The 22,399-nt window shown below is 55.5% G+C and carries 13 protein-coding genes and 1 other RNA gene; 4 read left to right on the plus strand and 10 right to left on the minus strand.

Features of this window, described 5'->3' with window-relative positions:
* Window positions 1-25 precede the first annotated feature (25 nt).
* From ACNSOI_RS09225 to ACNSOI_RS09235, 3 genes are all read right to left on the minus strand, one after another.
* The gene (locus tag ACNSOI_RS09225; protein ID WP_420195644.1) at window positions 26-1,513 is read right to left on the minus strand and encodes a lipopolysaccharide biosynthesis protein; all 1,488 of its coding nucleotides are present in this window, start codon (window positions 1,511-1,513) and stop codon (window positions 26-28) included.
* 34 nt (window positions 1,514-1,547) lie between these two features.
* The gene (locus ACNSOI_RS09230) at window positions 1,548-2,525 is read right to left on the minus strand and encodes a glycosyltransferase family 2 protein (protein WP_420195645.1); all 978 of its coding nucleotides are present in this window, start codon (window positions 2,523-2,525) and stop codon (window positions 1,548-1,550) included.
* Window positions 2,526-2,588: 63 nt separating this feature from the next.
* Window positions 2,589-7,088: a Kelch repeat-containing protein gene (locus ACNSOI_RS09235; RefSeq protein WP_420195646.1), complete on the minus strand. Its 4,500-nt coding sequence runs from the start codon at window positions 7,086-7,088 to the stop codon at window positions 2,589-2,591.
* 144 nt (window positions 7,089-7,232) lie between these two features.
* Here ACNSOI_RS09235 and ACNSOI_RS09240 point away from each other — a divergent pair, with 144 nt between their 5' ends.
* Both ACNSOI_RS09240 and xrt read left to right on the plus strand, forming a co-directional pair.
* Entirely contained in the window at window positions 7,233-8,249 is a 1,017-nt protein-coding gene (locus tag ACNSOI_RS09240; protein ID WP_420195647.1) for a GNAT family N-acetyltransferase, read from the plus strand.
* Window positions 8,250-8,287: 38 nt separating this feature from the next.
* Window positions 8,288-9,826: an exosortase gene (gene xrt, locus ACNSOI_RS09245; protein WP_420195648.1), complete on the plus strand. Its 1,539-nt coding sequence runs from the start codon at window positions 8,288-8,290 to the stop codon at window positions 9,824-9,826.
* 12 nt (window positions 9,827-9,838) lie between these two features.
* Here the strand turns inward: xrt and ACNSOI_RS09250 are convergent, their stop codons facing one another.
* From ACNSOI_RS09250 to ACNSOI_RS09280, 7 genes are all read right to left on the minus strand, one after another.
* Complete coding sequence (locus ACNSOI_RS09250; RefSeq protein ID WP_420195649.1) at window positions 9,839-11,812, minus strand: PA14 domain-containing protein; 1,974 nt, start codon at window positions 11,810-11,812, stop codon at window positions 9,839-9,841.
* Between the two features lie 123 nt (window positions 11,813-11,935).
* Entirely contained in the window at window positions 11,936-14,632 is a 2,697-nt protein-coding gene (locus ACNSOI_RS09255; protein ID WP_420195650.1) for a tetratricopeptide repeat protein, read from the minus strand.
* Window positions 14,633-14,683: 51 nt separating this feature from the next.
* Window positions 14,684-16,054, minus strand: coding sequence for a PEP-CTERM-box response regulator transcription factor (gene prsR, locus ACNSOI_RS09260; RefSeq protein ID WP_420195651.1), 1,371 nt, complete (start codon window positions 16,052-16,054; stop codon window positions 14,684-14,686).
* A 135-nt stretch (window positions 16,055-16,189) separates the two neighbouring features.
* On the minus strand, window positions 16,190-18,325 hold the full coding sequence (gene prsK / locus ACNSOI_RS09265; protein WP_420195652.1) for an XrtA/PEP-CTERM system histidine kinase PrsK: 2,136 nt from the start codon (window positions 18,323-18,325) through the stop codon (window positions 16,190-16,192).
* Window positions 18,326-18,423: 98 nt separating this feature from the next.
* A complete protein-coding gene (locus ACNSOI_RS09270; protein ID WP_152438047.1) occupies window positions 18,424-19,371 on the minus strand; it encodes an SDR family oxidoreductase in 948 nt (315 codons plus the stop codon).
* Window positions 19,371-20,186: a lysophospholipid acyltransferase family protein gene (locus ACNSOI_RS09275; protein ID WP_072677423.1), complete on the minus strand. Its 816-nt coding sequence runs from the start codon at window positions 20,184-20,186 to the stop codon at window positions 19,371-19,373. Before ACNSOI_RS09275 ends, ACNSOI_RS09270 begins: the two co-directional genes overlap by 1 nt.
* A gap of 39 nt (window positions 20,187-20,225) precedes the next feature.
* Window positions 20,226-21,146: a D-hexose-6-phosphate mutarotase gene (locus ACNSOI_RS09280; RefSeq protein WP_138436288.1), complete on the minus strand. Its 921-nt coding sequence runs from the start codon at window positions 21,144-21,146 to the stop codon at window positions 20,226-20,228.
* A 123-nt stretch (window positions 21,147-21,269) separates the two neighbouring features.
* Here ACNSOI_RS09280 and ACNSOI_RS09285 point away from each other — a divergent pair, with 123 nt between their 5' ends.
* A complete protein-coding gene (locus ACNSOI_RS09285; RefSeq protein ID WP_420195653.1) occupies window positions 21,270-22,031 on the plus strand; it encodes a 2OG-Fe(II) oxygenase in 762 nt (253 codons plus the stop codon).
* Window positions 22,032-22,112: 81 nt separating this feature from the next.
* Window positions 22,113-22,209: signal recognition particle sRNA small type (ffs, locus tag ACNSOI_RS09290), an RNA gene on the plus strand.
* Window positions 22,210-22,399 lie beyond the last annotated feature (190 nt).

The raw sequence follows: 22,399 nt of genomic DNA on the forward strand, positions 1-22,399 counted from the left end.
CGGGCTGTCCTTGATTGATTCGTGTTTATATCAATGCTTTTAGTCGACGAGTTGGAATAATTTTACGTAGCTCGCATTTTTCTTCTTTCGAGAACCCAAGCTTCAGCGCGCATAGCGCAGTGAGAGCTGACATGCCAAGGCCGTGGATTGCTATGTCGGAATAGGTGTCTGGCTGAACATGATTCCTCATCCAGGCAAAGTAACCAATCAATGGCAGGCTGGCAGCCAAAATGGGCCTGACCATGCAGCGGTAATAATTCACCGTCGGCAGCCCTATAGAACTGCAGGCAAAGTAGGGTAGTACAAACAGGCGCAGCAACAGCAAAGGAACCATGGTGCCAAGGGCTACGCCAATAAGGCCAAGATACTGAACCAACACAAGACTGAGCGCCAGATTCAGTGCTACTTCAATCACGTCAATTTTAGCCACTATGCTATGTTTGTTGGCGGCATACATGGCGGAATTTAGAGGGTGATTCGCAAAGCCGATCATGCGCCCTACGAGCAATATCACCATTACCCAATACGCCTCTGTGTAGCTTGGCCCCATCCAGCGATGAATAAACGCCTGCCCGAAGATTACGAGCCCTCCACCGGCTATCAGTGCCAGTACCAGGTTAAGGCGGGTGATAAACAGAAGTTTATTATGCAGTTCGGTGTTGTCTTCCCGGGCATGGTAGCCAGTGAATATGGGAACAAACATGTTGGTGGCCTGGCTCAGGAACTGGGCCACATAATCGACAAGCCGAAGGCCAATGGCGTAGGGCGTCACGCTGGCAGCCGAGAGAAAGCCAGCGACCACAAAGTTATCAACGTTGTTGCGCATCTGATAGGCGATGGCAATAACAAACGACCAGGCGCTGTATTGAAATAGCTCCTTGCCGTTGGCGCGAGAAGCCAGGCGTCGGGATATCCGCAGTGCAGGAAAGGCTGCCCTGCAAATAAAGAAGTACAAAAGGTTGGATAGACGTGCCGTGCAGAAGGTAATCACGGCCAGGGCAATAATGCCGTAGCCCTGGGAGATGAACCACCAGGTAAGAGCGGCACCGATCAAGGTCATCGCGATACGGGTGAGCGCAACCTGGTGGAACTTCAGCTTGGCGCTTGCCACTCCCGCCAGGGCGTTGAAAGGAAATTCTAACGCTACAGATACACCGATGATAAGTACCAGAATCTGGATAATATCTTTGCTGTCAGGATCGTCGATAAAGGCGCGAGCGCCGTAACTGGCCCCAATGCTAACCAGGACAATTACAAGCGCAATGACGGAGTAGATGAGCAGCGCGGTATTGATGGTGACGTTGGCCTGGTGGTCATCTTTAAGGCCGAACGATTGGCTAACGTAACGAGTGACTGCACTGGCCATGCCCATGTCGAAAAGATGGTAAGCCGCAGCAAGGCTGCCAACCACTGTCCAGATTCCATACCAGTAGTCCCCGAGCTCATGGATCAGGAATGGCATCATGAAGAAGGCAACCACGATGCTGACAAAGGTTTGCGAAACCCGTGTCACAGAACCTTTCAAGAGTGAGATAGCGGTAGACACGTTAACTACTGGATGTTGATTTAAGCTGTTTGAGTTGGCTCAGCACACCGGCAGGCAGGAGTGACAGAGAAAAGTAGAACAGTGTTCGGCGATCCAGACGCATTTTCATGGCCTTGAGGAATGACCTGCGGGCTTCTGGCATCCGGTATTGAGAGAAGTAGGAGTAACCCGCTTCAAAATAATAGCGGCCTATTTTCCGATCCAGCAACGCCAGAGAGCCCGAATCGCCCTGGTGGTATACCTTCATTTTTTCAATACAGGCAATGAGCCCGGGTGCGCGTTCTTCAATACTGCGGAGAGAGATGCTGCCCGAGCGTACGCGGTATTGGTGATAGATGCCGGGAATGTAGAGGAAATCGTACTGACTCGCGACGGCCTGCCACATCAGGAAATCGTCAGAGTTACGCACCTCTTCGTCAAAATAGCCCACATGATCGAAGACCTCGCGGCGGATGGCAACGCCTGAGGTGCCCAGGTAGTTTGATGCCGCAAGCCCTTTGAGTGCATCTTTCGCGGAAATCAGAAAGCTGTCTTCAGACACCTGCTGTTTGGGCAGCCCGGTCAACGTATGGTAGGGCGCGAGGAAATCCGGATTGATGACATGGCCAGATTCGTCAATGCAGCAAAAGCCGGTAAAAGCCAGGCCTGCTGTAGGTGCCTCTTCCAGGCGATCGATTGTTTTCTGGAGTTTGCCGGGGAGCATCACGTCATCTGAATCAAAGATAAAGATGACGTCTCCGCAAGCGACACGGATCGCCCGGTTTCTCGGTGCAGCCGGGCGGCCGCTGTTTGCCTGGTGGAGGTATCGAATTCGTGGATCATCAAAGGTTTGAATGGTAGCGGCTGTACCATCCGTAGATCCATCGTCGACAATGATCAGTTCAAAATCCTTGAACGATTGTTCAAGGATTGACTGAATAGTTTCAGCTATATACTCCTCAGCGTTGTACGCTGGGATAATGATTGATGTTTTCGGCATTTGCGTCCCTGCCACTGCATGTCTTGCGACTGGTCAGGGAAGTATATCGCAAATGCCTGCCGGTCAGAACCTCATCGCTTCCATGGAACTCGTGAATGATGAACCTGCCACTATGCCGCCGCCCATGATATAAACGGTGTTGCCGATCGTCGCTGTGGCGCCGCCGTGTTTGGGGGTGGGCACTTTGGTTAACGTGCGCCAGGAGTTGGTGACAGGGTCGTATTCTTCATTCTGTTCGAAAACACCAGAAGAGACGCTGGCATTGGTCTCACCTCCAGCGACTTGGGCTTTTCCGTCGATAGTGCCGACGCTCATGGAACGTCTTCCGGTTGGCATGGGCGTGCGTTCAATCCAGGTATTGCTGGCCGGGTTGAACATCTCCACAGATTTCATTTCTCCCAGAATGGTGGTGCCATCCGCTAGCCGATTACGGCCGCCGAACACGTAGATATTGCCGTTCAGGACAGCTGAGCCTGCATTGTCTCTGGGGTTTGCCAGCGATGGCGCCGTGGACCATGTGTTGGTGCCGGGGTTGTAGATTTCCACGGTGCTGAGCGATGCGCCAGTGCCACTCATTCCACCGAGCACGTAGATCAATCCGTCCAGAACCTGTGCGGTAACGCCGCCCCGGGCGGTGGGCATATCGGCCAGCGTTGCCCAGTTATTGGTTGAAGGGTTATACACAGCCGCATTCGATACCGCTCCGGAGAACGGCCCGGTAGCCCCACCAAACACGTAGAGTTTGCCGTTCAGAGCTACAGCGGCAGCGTCCTCGACAGCGGGGCCGGGCATATTCGCTCCCTGGCTCCAGGCATTGGTGGTCGGGTCGTAAATCCAAAGTGTGCTCAGGTGCCCAGAGCTGTTCTTGCCACCCACCGCGTAAAGCTTGCCATCCAGCGCGGCACCGGCTGCATCCAGCACAGGCATTGGGGCCGGGGCTTTGGCTTCCCAGCAGCCAAGGCTGACGGGGCGCAAAGCCGTCACCTTGCCACCGCCAAATTCCCCAACAAATATGTCGCCCGACGGGTTACTGGCCATTGGCAAAGGATCGTTGAAGCCGGTTATGAGTGGCGCGCCCTCCAGAGCAGACTCCCCGGTGGCACCCAGCTTAACTCTGAAAACATCGTCGCCAATGGAATAGTTGGTGATGAGCAGTTGGCCATTGAGAAAGTCGCCAACGCACCCGGTGGCGCCATCGTACTCAATGATGGCATTGGATGACTTGTGATCGCCCAGGTTAAAGATCGGCGGCTCGTAGTTTATTGGTGCGGCCACACCCTGGAATGATCCATCCTTGAAAACGCATTCTTCCCGGTAGGGGTTTGGGTGGCCGTAATATTTGCCTTCTTTGATCAACAGCAGAATGTCTGGCTGCGTTCCTGGGTTGTGGCCTCCAGTCAGGTAACTGGCGGTGCTACCGAATCCGAAGCAGGCGGGGGTGGGGCTAGGGGGGAAAGTGCCAGATACGCCCAGCCCGTTATCTGTTGCATACATGTTGCCGTTGCTATGGAAAACAAAGTCATAACTGTTGCGAAGACCGGTGGCGTAAGTCACAACATCGCATGGCGGCGGGCCGAAGATGTCCGAAGCGTTATGGCAGTCGCCATCGAACCCTGCTGCGAATACGTCAGCGACAAGAATGGCGGCGCTGAGCGGTTGCTCCTCCATTTGCCCAAACTCGGTGTTGGCCTCATTGGGTGCGCCAGCACCGGTATTGCCTCCCATCGCGATGTATAGACGATTGTCGTCAGGGCCGAAGTGAATGGAATTGATTGAGTGGTTGGCAATGGCCCGGGGCAGGCCAGTGATTACATGCTCAACGGAGGCAAAGTTTGCCCCGTGGAGACGAGAGACCATACCCGAATTCGGTTCACCGTTGTCCACGGAGGGGCTGGAGTGGGCAACCCAGAGTTCAACATCCTGAGCGGTGGAGTTGGGCGAGGTGGTAATACCCAGTGTCAACCTTGGTCCTATCTGATTAATCAAGGAGTTGATGACCTGTTCATTGATGACGTTCAATTCGGAATCAAAAGTAAACGCCCTGATAGTGCCAAACAGCTCGGTTACGTATAGCCTTCCATCCGGTGCCCAGACCATGGAAGTCGGATAACTCATGTTGTGGCTCTTTCTCAGGAAGTCTACCCCGGAGTCGGGTGCCAGGGGGCCATCGCCTTCCTGAAGCGTAAACTCATTAAAGCGATAGGTTCTGGGGGCGCTGGCGTGTCTATGGGTGGCGAAGATACCTGCAAAACTGCGGGTTCCTATTTCCGGATCTATGCCAGCAGCATCGAAGCTGAAGAACTCATCAGGCGGCAAAAGCGTTTCGAGTTTGTAGGTGGTTCCCCCGTTGATACTGTAATTCAGTTCAACGCTTCTGTTGTAGGGGTTGACCGTCATCCCCAATCGAGCGTTGGAACCCACCAGGCCAGTAACGCTGACATTTTTTTCAACAACTTTTTTGCCTGCAAGCTCCATTAAATAATGCAGCCTTGCCCCCTTGGGCTCTGAGAGCACCACAAGCTTAATGTAATTGTCCTCGTTGTTACCGAACCAGAGACCGGCCTGTTCATACTTTCCAGTGCCCTGGGGGACATCCAGAATCTGGGTGGTAATACGGGTGATCTGGTTAGGTGCTGCAAAGCCGACGCCAAGGGCGTTGTCCAGTGAGTTGTTCCCCTCAAACTGAATACCCGCTGTGGTGGTCAGTTCGAGGTAGCCCTGGAGGAAGTGCATTTCGAGATTCTCTGGCATATAACCAAGGCCAGCACTCGGTTTATCAATCCAGGTGAATCCGGTGCCCCAGCCATTGCGATCCATCAGGAAGCCCTGGCTCTCGGTGAAGCTCAGTTGGTAAGGCAAGCTCACCCGGACATCCGTGCAGGTTACGGGGGCACATTTGTCGCTACTGGTGAGGTTCAGTGTGACAGGTACATCCTCTGAACTGCTGCCGGAGGTAACCGTCAGGATTGCACTGTAGTTACCCGGAGCCAGACCACTGCCATCGGCAAAAACGGATATTGTCTGGGGCGTCGTGCCGGTGCTCACCGAGGTAGATAGCCAGGGCATGCTGGTACTGACATTAAAGCTCTGATTACCGCCGCTGGAGTGGCTGATTTCCAGGGATTGGGAGCCTGCAGGAACGCCAGGTTCACCGCTGAACGCCAGGAATGTCGGTGACACGAGAATGCCGGGAGAGCCTTCGGTAATGGTGAGCGTGTAGGGCAGTTGGCTAGAGCCATAGCCGGTGGCGGTGGCTGTAATCACACCGGAATATACACCAGCGCTCAAACCAGCCGGGTTGGCCGTTACGGTAATGGTCGCTGGTGTGGCACCGGAATCAGCGGTTGCCGACAACCAACCAACGTTGGAGCTCAATTCGAAAAGTGCCCCGGAGTTATCGCTGGCGTCAAGAGCGGTTGTGCCGGAGATGGGCTCCGGGTTGTCGATATGCCTCGATCCCGCTAATGATGATGGGCTGAATCCAAGCGTCGCGATATCGTTGGCGACATCGAAGAAACTGGTAACTTCGTGGGTGGAGCCGTCGGCCATGCGAACAACAGCTGTAACTGTGTGAGTGCCGTCTGGCAGGACGGTGCTGTTATACGGATAAGCTGTATCGTTGGGCGCGGTGCCGGCCATGTCGTAGGGGGCAAGGTTTTCCACCTGGTTAGGTTTGCCAGATTTTTGCGGGTTGTTGATGTAGAAATCTACCCGCGACATTCCGGTTTGCTGAGGCACGAAAACGTATATATCCCCGGCCACGGTGGCGTTTTGTAAGGTTACTGCTGATGAACGATTCGGAGCTGTGCTTACAAAGAGATTGTGGTCCCCGGTTGCCGCAGGGACTATGTCGAGTGAAACCTGCATGACGGCTTTGGTGGCCGTGGCTCCCGACGCTTCGATGGTAGCAGTATATTCACCTGCGGAAAGCCCGGCCGGATTCACAGTCAGCGATATGGAGGCGGGGCTGGTGCCGGCGGTTGGGGACAGGCTTAACCAGGTCGCATTATCTGAGAGCGTGAAATCCGCTGGATTGTTGTTGGAGGTGTCCAGGCTGACGGAAGCGTTCTGGGACGTTGTTGCACCTTCCGGGGCGGAAAATGAGACCGTGGATTCACTGAACGTAAAGCTGGGGGACGCATTGTTGACTGTAAAAATAGCGGACAGTATCTCGTTCGTCCCATTGCTATAGTAGGTTTTGGCGTGAACTGTGTGCTGGCCATCGGGCAAGGAGTTGGTGTCGAAGGCATAAGCCGTCATATCGGGTGCCGTGGCGTTGAAATCGAAGGGCGCCACACGCTCGATCAGCCTTGGTGTTCCCGAGGGAGTGGTGTTGAGATAAAAATCAACCTGTTTTACGCCGGTGTCTGGGGTGGTGAATATGTAGGCCAGGCCGTTGGTTTCCGTGCCATCAAGCGGTACGGCTGCGCTTCGATCAGGTGCCCCGCTGAGCATGAGGGTAGTTGCGTTCGCAGCTCCGAGTGTAAGACCCAAAAGAGCAATGATCAGGGTGAGTTTTAGTGTTGTTGTAATACCTTGCTTGCTTGACCGGAACGCACTCATAATCAGGCCTCCTGACGAAAAAAACACGCCACGGAGAGTGCAGCATCAAAAGTGCCAGAGGCCTACTTAAACCGTTAATACAGTGTGATAAGCTGACATTTAACTCGCGGATATTACAGGCCTGTAAGGTTTTTCGACATTGATGTGTTTGGCGTCGTTCCAGCAAGCAGGTGGATCAAGGAAGACAATGCAGTGAGCCTATTTCAGACCGATGCGTGGCAAAGATCCTGGTGGCAAACCTGGGGTGATACCGAAGGCTTTTCCCTAGTTCGCGCGGCGGCTTCCGGGGCCTCCGGCCTCTACCTTGACTCCTACCGATTCAAGAACCTTGTTCCCGTCCAATGCCTACAATTTGTCGGAACCAATTATCGTAGGCTTTCAACCCCCCGAACTGAGTACAACACGTTTGGTTTGGCTGATGATGAGCCAGATGTTGAGCTTGCCAGGCTACTCCATTGTTGTTCCTGGTCAGAAGCCGTATTTCGTGACATCTACGAGGGTTCCGGCGACCACAAAGCGTTGTTGGCCATGGCCGGCCGGGAAGGCTGGCTTGTTCGTGTTGTTGCCCGTGACAGGGCTTTTTCTGTTGATACTCAGGATCATTTTGAGTCTTACCTCAGTTCGTTGGGTAGTAATACACGTTTGCGCTTGTTTAACCGGCGTAAGGTGCTGGAAGGGCTTGGCGGTGTTTCGCTCACAAACTATTGGCCGAATGCCACGGATGAATTCTTTGAGACTTTGAACGAGTTCCATCAACAGCGCTGGGGAACTCCCTGTTTTAACGAACAGAGCTTGTCGTTTCATAAGGGATTTCTGGCCGGAGTCGAGCGGGAAGGGGGGCAGCCTGATCTGTCGGTGCTGAGTTCCGCGGGCAGGGTGATATCGGTGCTTTACAACGTAAAGTTTCAGGGTACTGTGTACAATATTCAGTCAGGTTACTTTGAGCAGTTTCACCGTAAACTGGCTCTGGGAACCCTGCACCTGGGATACGCCATTGAGAATGCATTCAGCGATCCTGAATGCCGGGGCTTCGACTTGCTTGCCGGTGGCGGAAAAAATGAGAACTATAAAAAACGCCTTGCCACTAATGAAACACCCCTGGTTTCAATCATGTTAGTGCGTGGCAGGCTGGCAAAATTTCTATACAGGTTAAAGCGATGAGTGCGGCGAACATGGAACGTTGTCCTGAAAGACGGGTTATGAACGGAGCGCTGCCGTTGGGCGTGGTCGCAATTCTTGCGCTTGCCCTGTGGCCAGCCCTGCATGTCTTGGGTGCGCGTTGGCTGAAGTTTGATGAATCCTATTCCCATGGCTTCCTGGTGCTGGTTGTAAGTGGTTTTCTATGTGTCCAGAAATGGTTTGTTCGGCGGCCGGTGGTTGGGCTTTATCCCTGGTGGCTGATTCCGCTTGCCCTGGCTGCCTTGGGCTACCTGGCCGGCTCCCTGTTGCTGATTGAAGCATTGCAGCAGATTGCCATTATTCCGCTTTTGATCGGAGCGTTGCTGCTGATCTGGGGCTGGCGGCAAACGTCGGCATTTTTCCTTCCGATCGGGTTATTGTTGTTCACTTTGCCAGTCTGGGATTACCTCTCCTGGTCGTTACAGCTGGTCACCGTAGCCGTCAATCAGTTCCTGTTATCCTTTCTGGACATCGAGTTTGTAGTTGAAGGTATTTTCGTGTTTTTTCCTGGGGTCGGTGCTTTCGAGATTGCGCATGGCTGCTCAGGATTACGCTATCTGCTTGTGGGGCTAACGCTGTGTACGCTTTATGGCGAGTTGAACTATCGGACTGTTCGAAGCCGTGTCTTGCTGATCGCGGCCGGAATCGCTCTTGCCCTCGCGGCTAACTGGATACGGGTTGTTGTCATTATCTATATTGGCTATGAGTCCAATATGACGTCGTCTTTGATCGACGAGCATGATTTTTTTGGTTGGTGGGTATTTGCCGGAACACTTGTGCCGCTGTTCTTCTTCGCGAGGGCCCTCGAAAACCGGGAGCGGAGCTCGAACAACACGGTTACCGATAGTGTGGATACTCAAAAACAGACTGACCAACCAGGCTGGCCGGTTGTCGTTGGGGGTGTGGTCGTTCCAGTGTTGTTGTTGGCTGCGGGCTCATGGTACCTGGAACTGCGTAATCACTCAGCAGTCATGACGGCGAACGGCCGGCAACCAGCACCCTTGGTGGATACATCCCGTTGGATGCCTGTGTTTCAGAGTAACCTGAAGGGTTGGAGCCCGTCTATACAGCGCCCTGACCGCTCTCACGTCAATGTTTATCGAGACCGTACGCTGGCGGCAGAAACGCCTGAGTCGCCGGTTGAAGTACTCGTTGGCCTTTACACCTATGATTTCCAGCGCCCAAACGCAGAAGTGGTGCAGTATCGGAACCGGCTTTACCCCGGGGGGGCGCTTATTCCGGAGAAAAGCTTCGATGTGGATGCCGGATCGGGGCTCACACTCAAAGGTATGACACTGAGATATCGTCAGAGTGAGGAGCGCCTTCATATTGTGTACGGGTATTATGTTGAAGGCCGCTGGGAAACGAACGAATTGCTTGCGAAACTTGCACAGTTACCCGGTATATTCAATGCGCGAAGCGATGCCTCTCTGGTCATCGTTGGAGTATCATGCTCCCGCTGTGACGGCCCGAGCGTTCTGGAAGAGCTGCTTCCTGACGTACGGGCCCGAGCCCAGGCTTACCTCGACCAGTTGGCAGACCAGTTAGAGCAGAAATGATGTTCCCACCGGCTACTGAACGTTCACAGAGACCGGGGTGGATGGCGCGCTACTGAGGCCTGAACTGTCCACCACTCTAATGGTGAAGTACCACGTCCCGCTGGACAGCCCAGAGAAACTGTAGGACGTTTCAGGACCGTCAACCTGTTGCTCTCGATCAAGTGTGGTCTCGTTCATTCCGTAATTAATGATGTAGTAGTCAATTTCACTCAGGGAGATTGATGACCCGTCCATCCTTGTGGAGGGGGCTGTCCATGACAGGGTCACTGTTCCCTCAGAGGGAGGCGGTGGTGTGCTTGCTTCCGGCTCTGTTGCGTCAGGTTGGGCATCGGTTTCGACGGTTTCAAGGGTGAACGGATGTACGCCCGTCTCGTAGGCTTGCAGGTTGGTGATGCCGGAACTGTTATTGATCTGGTTTGCATCATTTATCCATGGGTTGAGGCCATTCCGCAGTTCCCAGGTATCCGGAATGCCATCGCCATCGGTGTCCAGGGAATGACTGGTTGTCGGGTCTGGCGTGGTAACTGTTGCCTGTGTTGAGAGGGTTTGGCCGGTTGTCAGGTTGGTGGCTACGTAGCGGGCCTCGGCATTGCCTACGTTTTCGAAATACTCGATGGTGAGGTTCAGTCGCTCGCCTGCATCAAGGTTTCGGTCGTAGCTGAATGAAGTGGTTGGGTGCTCGGTCCAGTCGTCGATTACCATTACACCATTGGCATATAACCGAACACCGTCGTTGGTGCTGACCGTAAACCGATAGTTGTTGGTTCCGCTTTCATGGGGGGCGGTAAATATCCCGCTCCATCGGATGCTGAATTGATCCTCTGGCAGATCTGAATGAGGTTGCCCACGGCCCCAATTAAATGCGACGGATTCATCAATCCGAGTGAAAACGAATTGTTCGAATGATGTGCCGATGTAGTACTGGCCGCCAAATCCAGGCACGTACTCCGGCTCAGCTGGTGCCGGATAATCCTCTGGATCCAGAGGGTTAGTGCCTGCCAGGTATTCCTCGAGCACGCTGAAGCCGTCGCCGTCGAGGTCAGTATTGGCATCACTGGGGTCCAGTGGGTCCAGGTTATACGCATACTCGTACCCATCCGGGATTCCATCGCCATCACTATCCGGATTGTTGGGGTCGGTGCCGAGCATAAACTCATCCAGCGCCGTTAGCAGATCGCCATCGGCATCGGACATTGCATCGGATGGGTCGGTAGGGTCAAGGCCGTGAATGATTTCCCAGTTATCGTAGATGCCGTCCCCATCTTCATCCAGTGGCGGGTAGTCCGGGTTGAAGCGCAGGCCTTCGCTGCCATCCAGAAAACCGACGCGATACCCCATGGAGTAGGCTTCCTCGGTACTCAGATCTGTTGGTGTTGAAGGGCGGGCGAAGGAGTGCAGATAATTGCCGTCAATGATCTGGCGGCTCATTCCGGGGCCCTCCCATGCAACGTCAAAATGGTCGCCACCGCCGCCTTCTTTGTGCCGAATCTCAAAGTAGTATTTCTGGCCACCGGTGAGGGTTTTGTATGCTGAAGTCTGCGAGGCGTATTTGCTGTAGTCACCCGATCCCGTCCAGCCAGTCACGGACGCTGTTAATTCGATGCCCTCGGGACTAGAGGAATTACTAAGCCAAAGTTGTGTTTCATCGTCACCTGCCACAAAGAAACGATACTGGCCGTCGGTGGGAGGCTGAATATAACCCCTTACCAAAGAGCCGTAGGCATCGGCTCGGTTGGCCGGGGCTTTCAGACTGAAAAGCTCCAGAACCTGGTCGGGATTGTCGGGATACTTTTCCTGGCCGACCAAGTCGCTTACTTTCGAGCCTGAAATGCCGTCAAAGTAGTGAACTTCAACTTTGCCGCGTTCACTGATCTCCGGTAACGCGGCGGTGGGGGGCAGTTTATCGATATCCCTGTATTGCCAGCTTTGGCACCCACTAATCAGAAGAACGGCGCTGCCTAACCCAAGTACCTTGACGATAGCCATGCTTCACCCACCTTCCTGGAAAATGATTCAGTGAGTAAAGTATTGTGTCATTGTGTGGTTGCTGCCACTTTGCACTAGGAACGTTTTGCTATGTCCCTCCAGCGCTTATAGCTTTGCACTCTGTCACGCGCCGGCATCCATTTTCGCCAGTATCCTCCGGGCGTCATCGTCCCGACCGGTCGCGCGGTAGGCTTCCACCAGATGCATGGCGATCTCCCGAGAGGTTGGGTCAAGTTCGTGGGCTTTTTCCAGTACCTCAAGGCTCCGTTGGCGTTCACCGGATTCAAACAGTATCCAGCCGTAGGTGTCGACCACGGCAGCGTTGTCTGGCACCAGTTCGTAGGCGGCCCGGGCGGTGTCCATTGCCCGGTCATCACCGGCTTCGTAATACAGCCAGGCCAGATTGTTAAGCACCACCGGGTTGTTAGGGCTCAGGGATACCAGTTGCTCGTAGCTTGCCTTCGCTTTGTCCTGTTGGCCCTGTTGCTGGTATTCCATGGCAAGGCCAAGCATCAGGCGGGTGTTGTTGGGGAACTGGTTGATGGCACTCTCCAGTGCCTCCAGTGCTGCGGTAGGCTGGCCCGCGTTACTGAGGGCGCGAGCACGGGCCAGATGCAATTCAGGCGTATTGCGCTTGGTCAGGGCTAGTTGATAAAGCTCAGCGGCTTGCTGGTGCCCGCCCTCGCTCTCATAGTAACTGGCCTCGAGCTGATAAGGGGCAGGGGATTCCGGGTTGTGCTGTTTGGCATCTCTCAGCGCGTCACGGGCGCCGGAGGTATTGCCGTTGCGGAATTCGATGGACGCCACTTTCAGGGCTATATCTTCGTTTTCCGGGAACAGTGCCCGGCCCCGGTTCAGAATCTGCAGGGCCCTTTCATTCTGGCCCCGCTGTGCCATCTGGGTGGCTATGCCTTCATAAACCGTAGCTACCAGGGGCTCTGCGGGGTTGGGTGCATCCTGTTGTGCCCGCTCCATCAGTTGCGCAGTCAGTTCATCGGCTTCGCTGGCGTTGTTCTCAATTAGTGCTGTTTCAAGCAGGATCAGTTTAGGACCGGTTGCATTGGGGTTGTCATCCCGAATACCGCGCATGAGTTCGGTCAGTTCGTCACGAGGCAGGATATTGGCAATGGCCTGCAGGGCGCCACGGTGGTCCGGCCCAAGTTTTACCGCGCGAACGTAATAGTCCCGGGCGGTTTCCGTGTTGTCCCGCATGCGGGCGAGGTTGCCCAGCGCCACCAGGGGCGTTGGGTTTTCAGGTGCCGCTTTACGGGCTGTTTCAAAATAGGTTTCGGCTTCATTGATGCTGCCGGTGTTACCTGCCAGATTACCTTTGGCTAGCAGGGCTTCTACATTGGTGGGTTCTTTGCGTAGCCAGTTATCGAGAGTTTTGTGGGCGGCATCCGGGTTGCCGGCGGCCATCTGGGACTGGCTGATGAGCAATGTCGCCTGTGATGCTTCAGGGGCACTTTCTCCGATCTGGCGTGCCTGGTCTATGGCGGCCTGGTAATCATTTCGCTGGGCAAGGTAGGTGGCATAGCGAAGTCGAAGGTTGCTGTTGCCCGGCTGAAGCTCAAGGGCTCTTTCGATCAATTGGCGGCCACTTTGGTCATCGCCGCTGGCGAGGGATGCAATACCGACCAGAGCGAGAGTTTGTGGGTCATTGTCTCGGTCGTCCAGATTGTCCAGAAGCGCTTTGGCGCCCTGGGGGTCTCGCATGGAGATCCTGGTTGCTGCCAGTAGCTTGCGAACCCCCTCGGCATCGTTCATATCTGCCAAAGGTTCCAATAGGCGTGACGCTTCTTCAGTACGGCCCTGGCGGAAACGGATAACGCCCAGCATCAGGGCACTTTGCTGGTGCCCCGGCGCCTGGTTCAGCACTTCCTGTAAAAAGCGAGCAGCGGTATCGAGATCTCCATCGTTATAGGCGGCGGCTGCAGCCTCAAGGTTACTCTTGATGGTTCCGGGCCCGGACTTGGCAAGGATTTCCTCATAAACAAAGGCTTCTGCCGACTTGCCTTGCTGGCGAAGAACCGTTACCAGAGCTGAGATGGTCTGGTACTTTCGGTAAGTCATCACGTCGTACTGGCCAATAGTTTCCAGTGCGCGGATATAGTTTTGCTCTGCCTCGGCCCATTGTTCCTGTGAGTGGGCGAGCTGTGCTTTCCATAGCCAGATGTCTTCATGGTCAGAATCAATGGTTTCTGCCTGGCTGAGCAGTTCGCGGGCTTTGGCAATGTCGCCCCGGGCGGCGGCGATTCTGGATAATCCGACGGCGGCGGTGACATTCTGATCATTGCGTTGAAGGGCGTCAGTATAGGCTGTCTCGGCCCGATCAAAATCGCCGGCCGATAACCAGGCCTGGCCCCTCAGGTTATCCGCCTTGAGTTCCTGGTCCCGAGAGGGTGAGGCGACCTGATCCAGCGCCTGGACAGCCTCTTCGGTTTTTCCCTGCAATATCCTGGATTCCGCGCGGATTAACGCGGCCTGGTTCATCTGGGACTGGGTAAGGGCGTCTTCGGACCGGTTCTCCAGGAACTGGTCAAGCTGGCGCTCGGCGTTAACGGCATCACCTGCGGTCAGCAGGTTGTTGATGATGACGAAGTAGGGATCAACGCGCTCAGGTTGCATCTGGATGGCGCTGCGAGCCTCGATAGTGCTCGCTCTTAACTCCCCCTGGCGTTGGAAGAACCGCGCCTGGTCAAGGTGGCTGATGTATTGGATGTCATCCTGTGACATGTCCGGCTCGCTGTTGCAGCCAGTCAGGCTCAACGCGATAGCAGCTGAAAGCAGCGACACTCTTACAACGTTACTGATTTTCATGCCCTGTTCCTTCCTTTTCGCGGGGTCTTGTTCTGAATCCGTTGGGGTTGGTCACACACCGCTTGGCGCGGTGGAGGTCTCAATCCGGTATTTGTCTGTGAGGTTATAGAGCGTTGGGCGGGTAACGCCCAGCAGTCTCGAAGCCTGCGCCATATTAAAGTTGCTGGTGGTCAACGCCTGCATGATGGCTTTGCGCTCCGCCGCCTCACGAACCTGGCGAAGGTTGAGCTGGTAATCCGCCTCACAGTTATCGACGGGGAGCACCAGATCTTCTGCGGTAATCCGTTTGCCGTCAGCCATAATGATGGCCCGTTTCACTTTGTTGATCATTTCCCGCACGTTCCCAGGCCAGCCGTAGGCATTAATGGCCTGTACAGCATCTTCGGAGAAACACAGGTTGGGGCGGTCGAGCTGCTTGCCCAGGGTTTTCAGTAACGACTGGGCAATGACCAGAGCATTGCCTTCACGTTCCCGCAGGGCTGGCACATCCAGGGTGATTTCGCTGATCCGGTAGTAAAGGTCTTCCCGGAACTCACCCTGGCTGATCAGATCCTGAACGTGCCTGTGGGTTGCACAGACCACCCGGACGTCTACCGGTATGGGTTTGACCGAACCCACTCGGTCTATCACCCGTTCCTGCAGGAACCGCAACAGTTTTGCTTGCAGGGCCATGGGCATGTCACCAATCTCATCGAGGAACAGGGTTCCTCCGTTGGCACTTTCAATCTTGCCTTTCTTCGATTGCGTCGCTCCGGTAAACGAGCCCTTTTCAAAGCCGAAAAGCTCACTTTCCAGAAGGTTCTCCGGGATGGCGGCGCAGTTTATGGCGGCGAAAGGTTTGTCAGCCCGGTGGCTGAGATCGTGCAGTGCCCTGGCCAGCAGTTCCTTGCCAGTGCCGGTTTCTCCGGTAATCAGGGTAGTAACGTCTGCAGGGGCGACTTTCTCAACCGTACGGCAGATAGCGAGCATTTCAGGGCTGGCGGCAACAATCCCTTTGATACTGGTGCCGTTGCCCTGGCCGGCCAGTTCACGGTTCTCTTTCTCGAGCTCTGCGAGTCGGAACGCGCGGTTGACCACGAAGGTAAGGATGTCGGCGTCCAGCGGCTTCTGGTAGAAATCAGACGCGCCCATGCCAATGGCTTTGACCGCGTTTTCTTTGTCTTCCCGGCCGGTCACCACAATCACTTTGGTCATGGGTGCCAGGCGTAAAATGTCTTCCAGCAGGGCAAAGCCTTCGGAGGCTCCGCCTGGGTCCGGTGGCAGGCCAAGGTCCAGGGTGACCACTTGGGGTTCAAGGCGCCGGAGGGCCGTGAGCGCGGCCTCACGATCTGAGGCAACAGATACGTCAATGTCGTCGCTGAAACACCAGCGCATCTGGCTCTGCAGGCCGGGGTCGTCTTCTACAATCAGTAGCTGCTTCACAACAACACTCAATCCTTTGGTCTGTGTACGGCACGGCTGCCACCATTGGCTGAACCGGCATTTCCATGGTTATGATTCTTAACTGAACATTGACACTTTGCAATGCTGATTCGGAAAAATACCTTCAGGTGACGATTAGTTGACGGTTTTCTGTGGTTGTACGGTTTCCTGAATTGGCGCACTCGGGGCCGCAGCCCGTATTTCGGCTTCAGACGTGAGCAGAGGAATCCTGACAGAGAAGCAAGACCCAACGCCCGGCTCACTGGTAACATCAATATTGCCGCCTAATTCCTGAATGTATTCTCGGGCCTGGTAGGCGCCAATTCCCATGCCGGTAAGGCCCTTGGTGCTCTCGAACGGCTTGAACAGCTGGCTGCGGATAAAGTCGTCGGTCATGCCGGTGCCGGTGTCCTGAATGAAGATCACAACATTGCCTTTGGCGGTTTTAAGGTTGATGGATATGTCGCCGTCTGCCGGGGTTGCATCCTGGGCATTCTGTAACAGGTGGCCGAGCACGCTCCGCAGCTGTTCTTTATCCGCAGACACAAAGATGTTGTCTGGGCTGCCCTGCAGGGAAGGTGCAGGAGCCCGATGGCTGTGATGGGTGATCAGCTCCTGGACCAGTTCGGTCAGGTTTATTGGGCTTCGGTTTTCCTCCGCCGGGCTGGAAGGCTTGCGAATGTGGTCCACGAGGTTGGCCATTTTGCGTACGGCGTGGCCTGTGGTGGCGATCATGTCGTCGATAAACGCTGGGTTGTCCCGATGCTTGGGGGCGTTTTTAACCAGCAGCGACAGCTGCGCAATGAGGGTTTTGAGGTCGTGCACCATGAAAGCCGAGGCTTTGCTCACGGCCTCGAACTGCATGGCCCGCGAGAGGCGGTTCTGGGCATCCATCTGGGCGAGCAGGTTACAGGTCTGTCGGGCTACCACTTTGATCAGGTCGAAGTTTTCCCAGTTCAACTCAACCTTCGAATAGGGGCGCCCCACCATGGCAACGCCGTAAAGCTCGTTGCCAAGGTACAGGGGAATAATCAGCCAGGCGTCTGGGGTGTTGGTGATGGGGTCAGGAATCTCGAGCAGGTTGTAGCGTATCGGGTCGGACCGGTATTCGTTCAGATCAATAATCCACTCCCGATCCGTGAAAAAACGGACCAGTTCCGAATCACTATCGATAATGGTGTATTTGGGTGTGGCGAGGTTCACGCTCGCATTCAGCAGGTAGTCGCCCTGGTCGCTGCGAAGCCAGATGGCGCCAGCGTTGCTCTCCACCAGGCCAGCGAGAATTCGGATCACGCGCTCGGGCAGGGGAGGATCATTGCTCAAATCGGCCAGTTCACGGGTCATTCTCAGCCATTCGTTCCGGTAATCGTACTTGTAGTCGAAAAAATTCTGGCTGATGAACACCATCAGCTTGGCCCGGATTCGCCTCGACAATAACAGGGTGACCAGAAACGCCAGGGAAACGCTGATGAACAACACCTGCATGGCCTCACCCCATGCTCCCCCCAGGGCACGAACGTAGTAGCCCCCAACAGCAAGGAATAACAGGTATCCGCCGGCGAACAGGAATGTGCCCACGTGGAATACTGCGGAGCGCGAAAGCTGGAAATCCACCGGTTGTTTGCGGGTATTGATAATGTTGACGGCAAACAGCGGCATTAACGCAGCGTTGACGAAGCCCCTGGCATTCCAGAACGAATCGGCGACTTTGCCGAACAGCAGGGCATCGGCGTACATGAAGAAGTCAAAGGTGAAGATGGTGGCAACACCAATGCAGAGGTATTTCATGGAGGACCGGCCAAAGCCCGGGGCGTTGCGCCAGATCTGTTCCACCAGTGACAGCCCGAGCAGGGCCAGGGCGATTTGCCCGATGACTTTGGTTTTTCCATCCAGCAGGGCGACGCCAAGGATAAATTCAAGGCTGCCCAGGGTCAGCAGGGTTGCGATCAGTATGAAGAGGGAGGCGCCAAGCACTTTTTTGAGTTGGCTGGCGAGCTTGCCCTGGCGAAAAGCATCCCGCAGCATGGCGAACAGGAGCAGGATCCAGGCCGTATCTCTGAGCAGTTCAAGCAGGTAACGAACGAAAAAGCCGGGGTGCCCCCAAAGGCTCTGGGAGACCAGGGTACTTGCCCACAAGGTGGTGACCAACGCCGCAAGAAAGAGGGCGCGATCAAGATCCCTTCGCAGATAACGTGTAGCGATCAACACAGACAGCACCGCGAACAAGGCTGCCGCCGCACCGTAGCTGATCACGCTGATGTCCCTGAGCATTCGGTCTTTCCTTGAACCTGGGTTCTGTACTTATTCTGTACAGGGTAGCTCTGAATTCCCGGTTCCGTCTATGGGTATCGGCGTTTTCCCGGCCTGGTTCACACTGGCCGTTTGTTGTCCCGATAGTAGCGGAAAATATCCTTCAACTGACGCTTGGGGGTAAACCCGAATTCCCGGGCAAAGGCTCGGCCATCAATCACCACTGGATACTTGAAGAACGCCATCAGGTAAGTCGGGAAGCTCCTGAGGTTGAGAATTCTTGAAATCGCCTTGGGAACGACTGGTGGAATGGATGGCAGTGGAATGCGCTGGCATCCGCAAAGTTTCAGGGCCTGTTGATAGGCTACCCAATCCTGGGGGGCGACGTTGAACACGCCTTTTACGGGTTTGTTCCAGGCCAGTACGATGGCATCCGCCATGTCGTCTATGTGGATGAATTGCATCATCGGCGAGAAGCCGGCCAGCACCGGAGCCCGGGAGCTGCCCAGCAGCGAACTCATGGAATTTCGCACACCGGGGCCCACGATGTTGCATGGCCGAAGAATAGTGATGTTCAGCTCCGGATAGCGCCAGAGGTAAATGTTGGCCAGGTTCTCCAGTTCCACTGAATCCACAAGATCCGCGCTCAGGCCCGCGCTTTTGAGGGGGGCGGATTCATCAATCAGGGCCGGGTTGTAGGCCACGGCGCCGTATACGTGATAGGTGGAGAGAACAATCACCCGGCGAATACCGTACTTCTGGGAAAGATCCAGCAGCTTCTGGGTGCCCAGCACGTTGGCGTTATAGCGGCGCATGCGGGTGAGCTGGCTGGACAGTATCCGGCCCAGGTGGATCACGCCGTCAAACTGATATCGCCTGAACAGATCCTCGAAAACCCGCTTGTTGAAGTCGATGCAATAGCTGGGGATGTCGTCTCCAAGGTACACCTGCTCACGGAAATCCACGGCGACCAGGTCGCAGGTTTCCTTGAGGCGGCTGATGACTTGTTGCGCCAGGGCGCCGGCGGCGCCAGTCACGAGGATGTGGGGTCTGCGTTTGGTGGTCATCAGAACAGCCTTTTCCTTTCACTGAGCCCTTTGTCGATCAATCGGCTGATTTCAGCCTTGACGGCTTCCACCCGCTCGGTCACCTGTTCTTCCGGTATTTCGGTGTTGTCGAAATGCATGGGTGGGCCGAAGTTCAGGTGTACCTTGGCCGGAAGAATCACGGGCAGTGCCACCGGAACGTAAGGCACGCCCAGTGCGTTGGCCAGTGGCTTTATATTGGCAATGGCAGGGATGGTTTCCTCGCAACCCACCACACCTACCGGAACAATGGTCGCGTTGTATTTCATCGCCAAATGCATGAAGCCGTTACCGAAGCGTTTGAGCTGGTAACGATCCCGGTACAGTTTGCCGGAGCCGCGAACCCCTTCGGGGAAGACGATCACCGCTTCATTGTTCTCCAGCATCTTGGCGCAATTGACCGGGTCCCCAAGAACGGCGCCCATCTCGTTGAGCAGGTTGCCCAGCCAGGGCACGGTGGGAAAGAACCGTTCGATCATGGCCCGGGGAATGCGGGGATTTTCTTTTCGTGATGCCAGGGCGTAGCCGATGAGGAGGCCATCCAGGGGGAGCTGGCCGGAATGGTTGGCAATGATCAGAACCGGGCCTTCGGCGGGCACATTGTCAACGCCAGAGGCCTGAACACGGAAATACTTCTCGTAGATCTGCCGGGTAAGGGAGAAGCCGTACTTGATGGCCTCGTTGTTATAACCCCAGGGGTCGTAGCCCAGGGAGCCGATTGGCTTGCGGATTCGCTCTATCTGCTGGTCCAGTTCGGCTGGTACCAGCCTGGATTTGAGAAACGATGCCAGGCCCATGCCTGCTCCCTGTCTGGTGGATTTGGATTTGCGGCGCCGTTAGATGCGGCCGATCAGTACGCCCAGAGTGTGGCTCTGGCCCTCATTCAACACCCGATAATCGCCAGCGGCATTGGCTGTTTCGACACACAGCATTTTTTGCCAGCCATTGCCGGGGAAGTCCGAAAGCCGGGCAGATTTGTCCGGTCCGGGATTCCACACCACGGTCGAATCACTGCCCACCGAGGTCAGCTTGCGTTTGCCAAGTGGTGTCACCACTGTAAGGGACTCGCCGGATTCATAGATTCTGTCGGTCTCACCCTCGAAATAGACCGGGCCTTCCTGGGTGCAATACTCCCAGTCTTTCAGAGTGTCTATGTATTGACTGTTGCCAAGGCCAAGCACACGGGTGCGGCTGATGTCAGCGGTTGGCAAATAGGTGTGCAGGGCCTGGCTGAACGCCAGTGGCTGGCGTGAGAGGTTAGTGGTGGTCAGTGCAACCTGGCACCCCCTGACCGAGAAACTGAACGTGGCCAGCACCAGTGCGTGACCATCCCATTGCTCGGCGAAATCCTCGTTGGCATTCAGCGACAGGCTGATCTCCACTTCATGGGCGCTCTCGCGCACATCCTCCAGGCGCCAAAGGGCTGTACGGGCGAAACCGTGTGCAGTCGGTTCATGAACCCGCTTGCGGATTTCCGGCGGGTTTTTGGCCGGGTCGCCAAACCAGGGCCAGCAAATTGGAATGCCACCCCGGATTGCCCGGCCCGGTTGGAATTTGGCCAGCTCACTCAGCCAAAGCCAATTGTTCTGGTCCCGCGGGGAAAAGTGAGTCAGGTGTGCGCCTTGAAGAAAAATAGTGGCCTGAAACAGAGGATGGTGTACCTCCAGGGCCTCAAGCTGGCCGATGGTTTGCCAGCGGGTGAACGACCATTGTCCCGGTGTAACCGAGACCGGTGGTTTGTTACTGCTTTCAGACATGGCGTGCGACGACTTCCTTTGCGATGACTTCCTTAAGGGTATCTGCTTACCAAGAGAGTAAATTAAATCCGCCGCGCCGGCGAGTTTGATCATACAATAGCCTAAAATTCAGGGGGTGTATTGATGGATTCTGATAGCCAGAGCGCGGTTATTGTTCCACTGCCGGAGCCTCGGCTCGAACATGGCCAGGGACATTTCGACCAGGTAGTGGGCGAGGGCTCGCTGGCGGGTACTGCGGGCGCGCACGATGTTGATCGCGTTGACGCACGGTGGCTGGATCAGTTAGCGGATGGCTTGAGCGAGCACGCCTGGCTGGAGCTGGATCTTGCTGATCGCCTGCCGGAGGGCTTGGTGTCGGCCCTGCTCAAGGAGGTGAAGATTCTCGAACGCACCGAAGCGATGAGCCGGGCTGGTATCGGGCGTGGAGCGGATCTGGTGAAGGATCGCAGCGTTCGGCGAGACAGTATTGCCTGGCTGGAAGGGTTTACCGAACCGCAGGCAAGTCTTTTCGGGTTTCTGGACCAGATGATGGCTGGCCTCAATCAAAGGCTGTTTCTCGGGCTGAAGCGCTATGAAGCGCATTATGCGACTTATCAGGCCGGCGACTTTTACAAGTGCCACCTCGACAGCTTTCGCGGGCGGGCGTCCCGGATGATCAGCCTGGTGCTCTACCTGAATGACGACTGGGGCCTGGAAGACGGCGGCGAATTGCAGGTGTTCAGCCCACAGGAAGAGGATAGGGCGATTGGCCTTGTGCGCCCGGAAGCTGGCCGTGCCGCGCTCTTCCTGAGCGAGGAAGTGCCCCATGAGGTGCTGCCGGCAAGGCGAACCCGTTATAGCATTGCCTGCTGGTTTCGGCAGGATGAAGTGCCCTTGCCGCTTTAGGCCGTTGTAGTCCTTATACCCTTCTGATAATATGCGCGCCGCTTTCGGGGTAAAAGTCCCGGAACGCCGTTATGGTGGCCCCATTGGTGCCCCCGCAACATGAAACCGTGAACCCGGTCAGGCCCGGAAGGGAGCAGCCGAAGCGGTGGATGTGTGTGCCGGGGGATTGCTGATGGGGTCACCCCCAGATTTTCCCTCCTTGTTTTCTCGCTCCCTGTCGCAATTGTCGGTTTTTCCTCTTTGGTTCTGTGAGCTGGTTCACGCTGAGTTACCTTGTGGCCCGGTTGGCACTTCTCCCTGTCTATCGTGTTTTTGGCATGCTACCCAAGCGGTATTTTGCTGTTGCCCGACCAAAACAAAGACAAAAA

It is taken from the genome of Marinobacter sp. GH_1, from assembly GCF_048595985.1.
GTDB lineage: Bacteria > Pseudomonadota > Gammaproteobacteria > Pseudomonadales > Oleiphilaceae > Marinobacter > Marinobacter shengliensis.

Excerpts from the sequence above, each read along its gene's own strand:
- ACNSOI_RS09230 (WP_420195645.1), bottom strand. The coding sequence starts at position 2,525 with ATGCCGAAAACATCAATCATTATCCCAGCGTACAACGCTGAGGAGTAT.
- ACNSOI_RS09235 (WP_420195646.1), bottom strand. The coding sequence starts at position 7,088 with ATGAGTGCGTTCCGGTCAAGCAAGCAAGGTATTACAACAACACTAAAA.
- xrt (WP_420195648.1), top strand. The coding sequence starts at position 8,288 with ATGAACGGAGCGCTGCCGTTGGGCGTGGTCGCAATTCTTGCGCTTGCC.
- ACNSOI_RS09250 (WP_420195649.1), bottom strand. The coding sequence starts at position 11,812 with ATGGCTATCGTCAAGGTACTTGGGTTAGGCAGCGCCGTTCTTCTGATT.
- ACNSOI_RS09255 (WP_420195650.1), bottom strand. The coding sequence starts at position 14,632 with ATGAAAATCAGTAACGTTGTAAGAGTGTCGCTGCTTTCAGCTGCTATC.
- prsK (WP_420195652.1), bottom strand. The coding sequence starts at position 18,325 with ATGCTCAGGGACATCAGCGTGATCAGCTACGGTGCGGCGGCAGCCTTG.
- ACNSOI_RS09270 (WP_152438047.1), bottom strand. The coding sequence starts at position 19,371 with ATGACCACCAAACGCAGACCCCACATCCTCGTGACTGGCGCCGCCGGC.
- ACNSOI_RS09275 (WP_072677423.1), bottom strand. The coding sequence starts at position 20,186 with ATGGGCCTGGCATCGTTTCTCAAATCCAGGCTGGTACCAGCCGAACTG.
- ACNSOI_RS09280 (WP_138436288.1), bottom strand. The coding sequence starts at position 21,146 with ATGTCTGAAAGCAGTAACAAACCACCGGTCTCGGTTACACCGGGACAA.
- ACNSOI_RS09285 (WP_420195653.1), top strand. The coding sequence starts at position 21,270 with ATGGATTCTGATAGCCAGAGCGCGGTTATTGTTCCACTGCCGGAGCCT.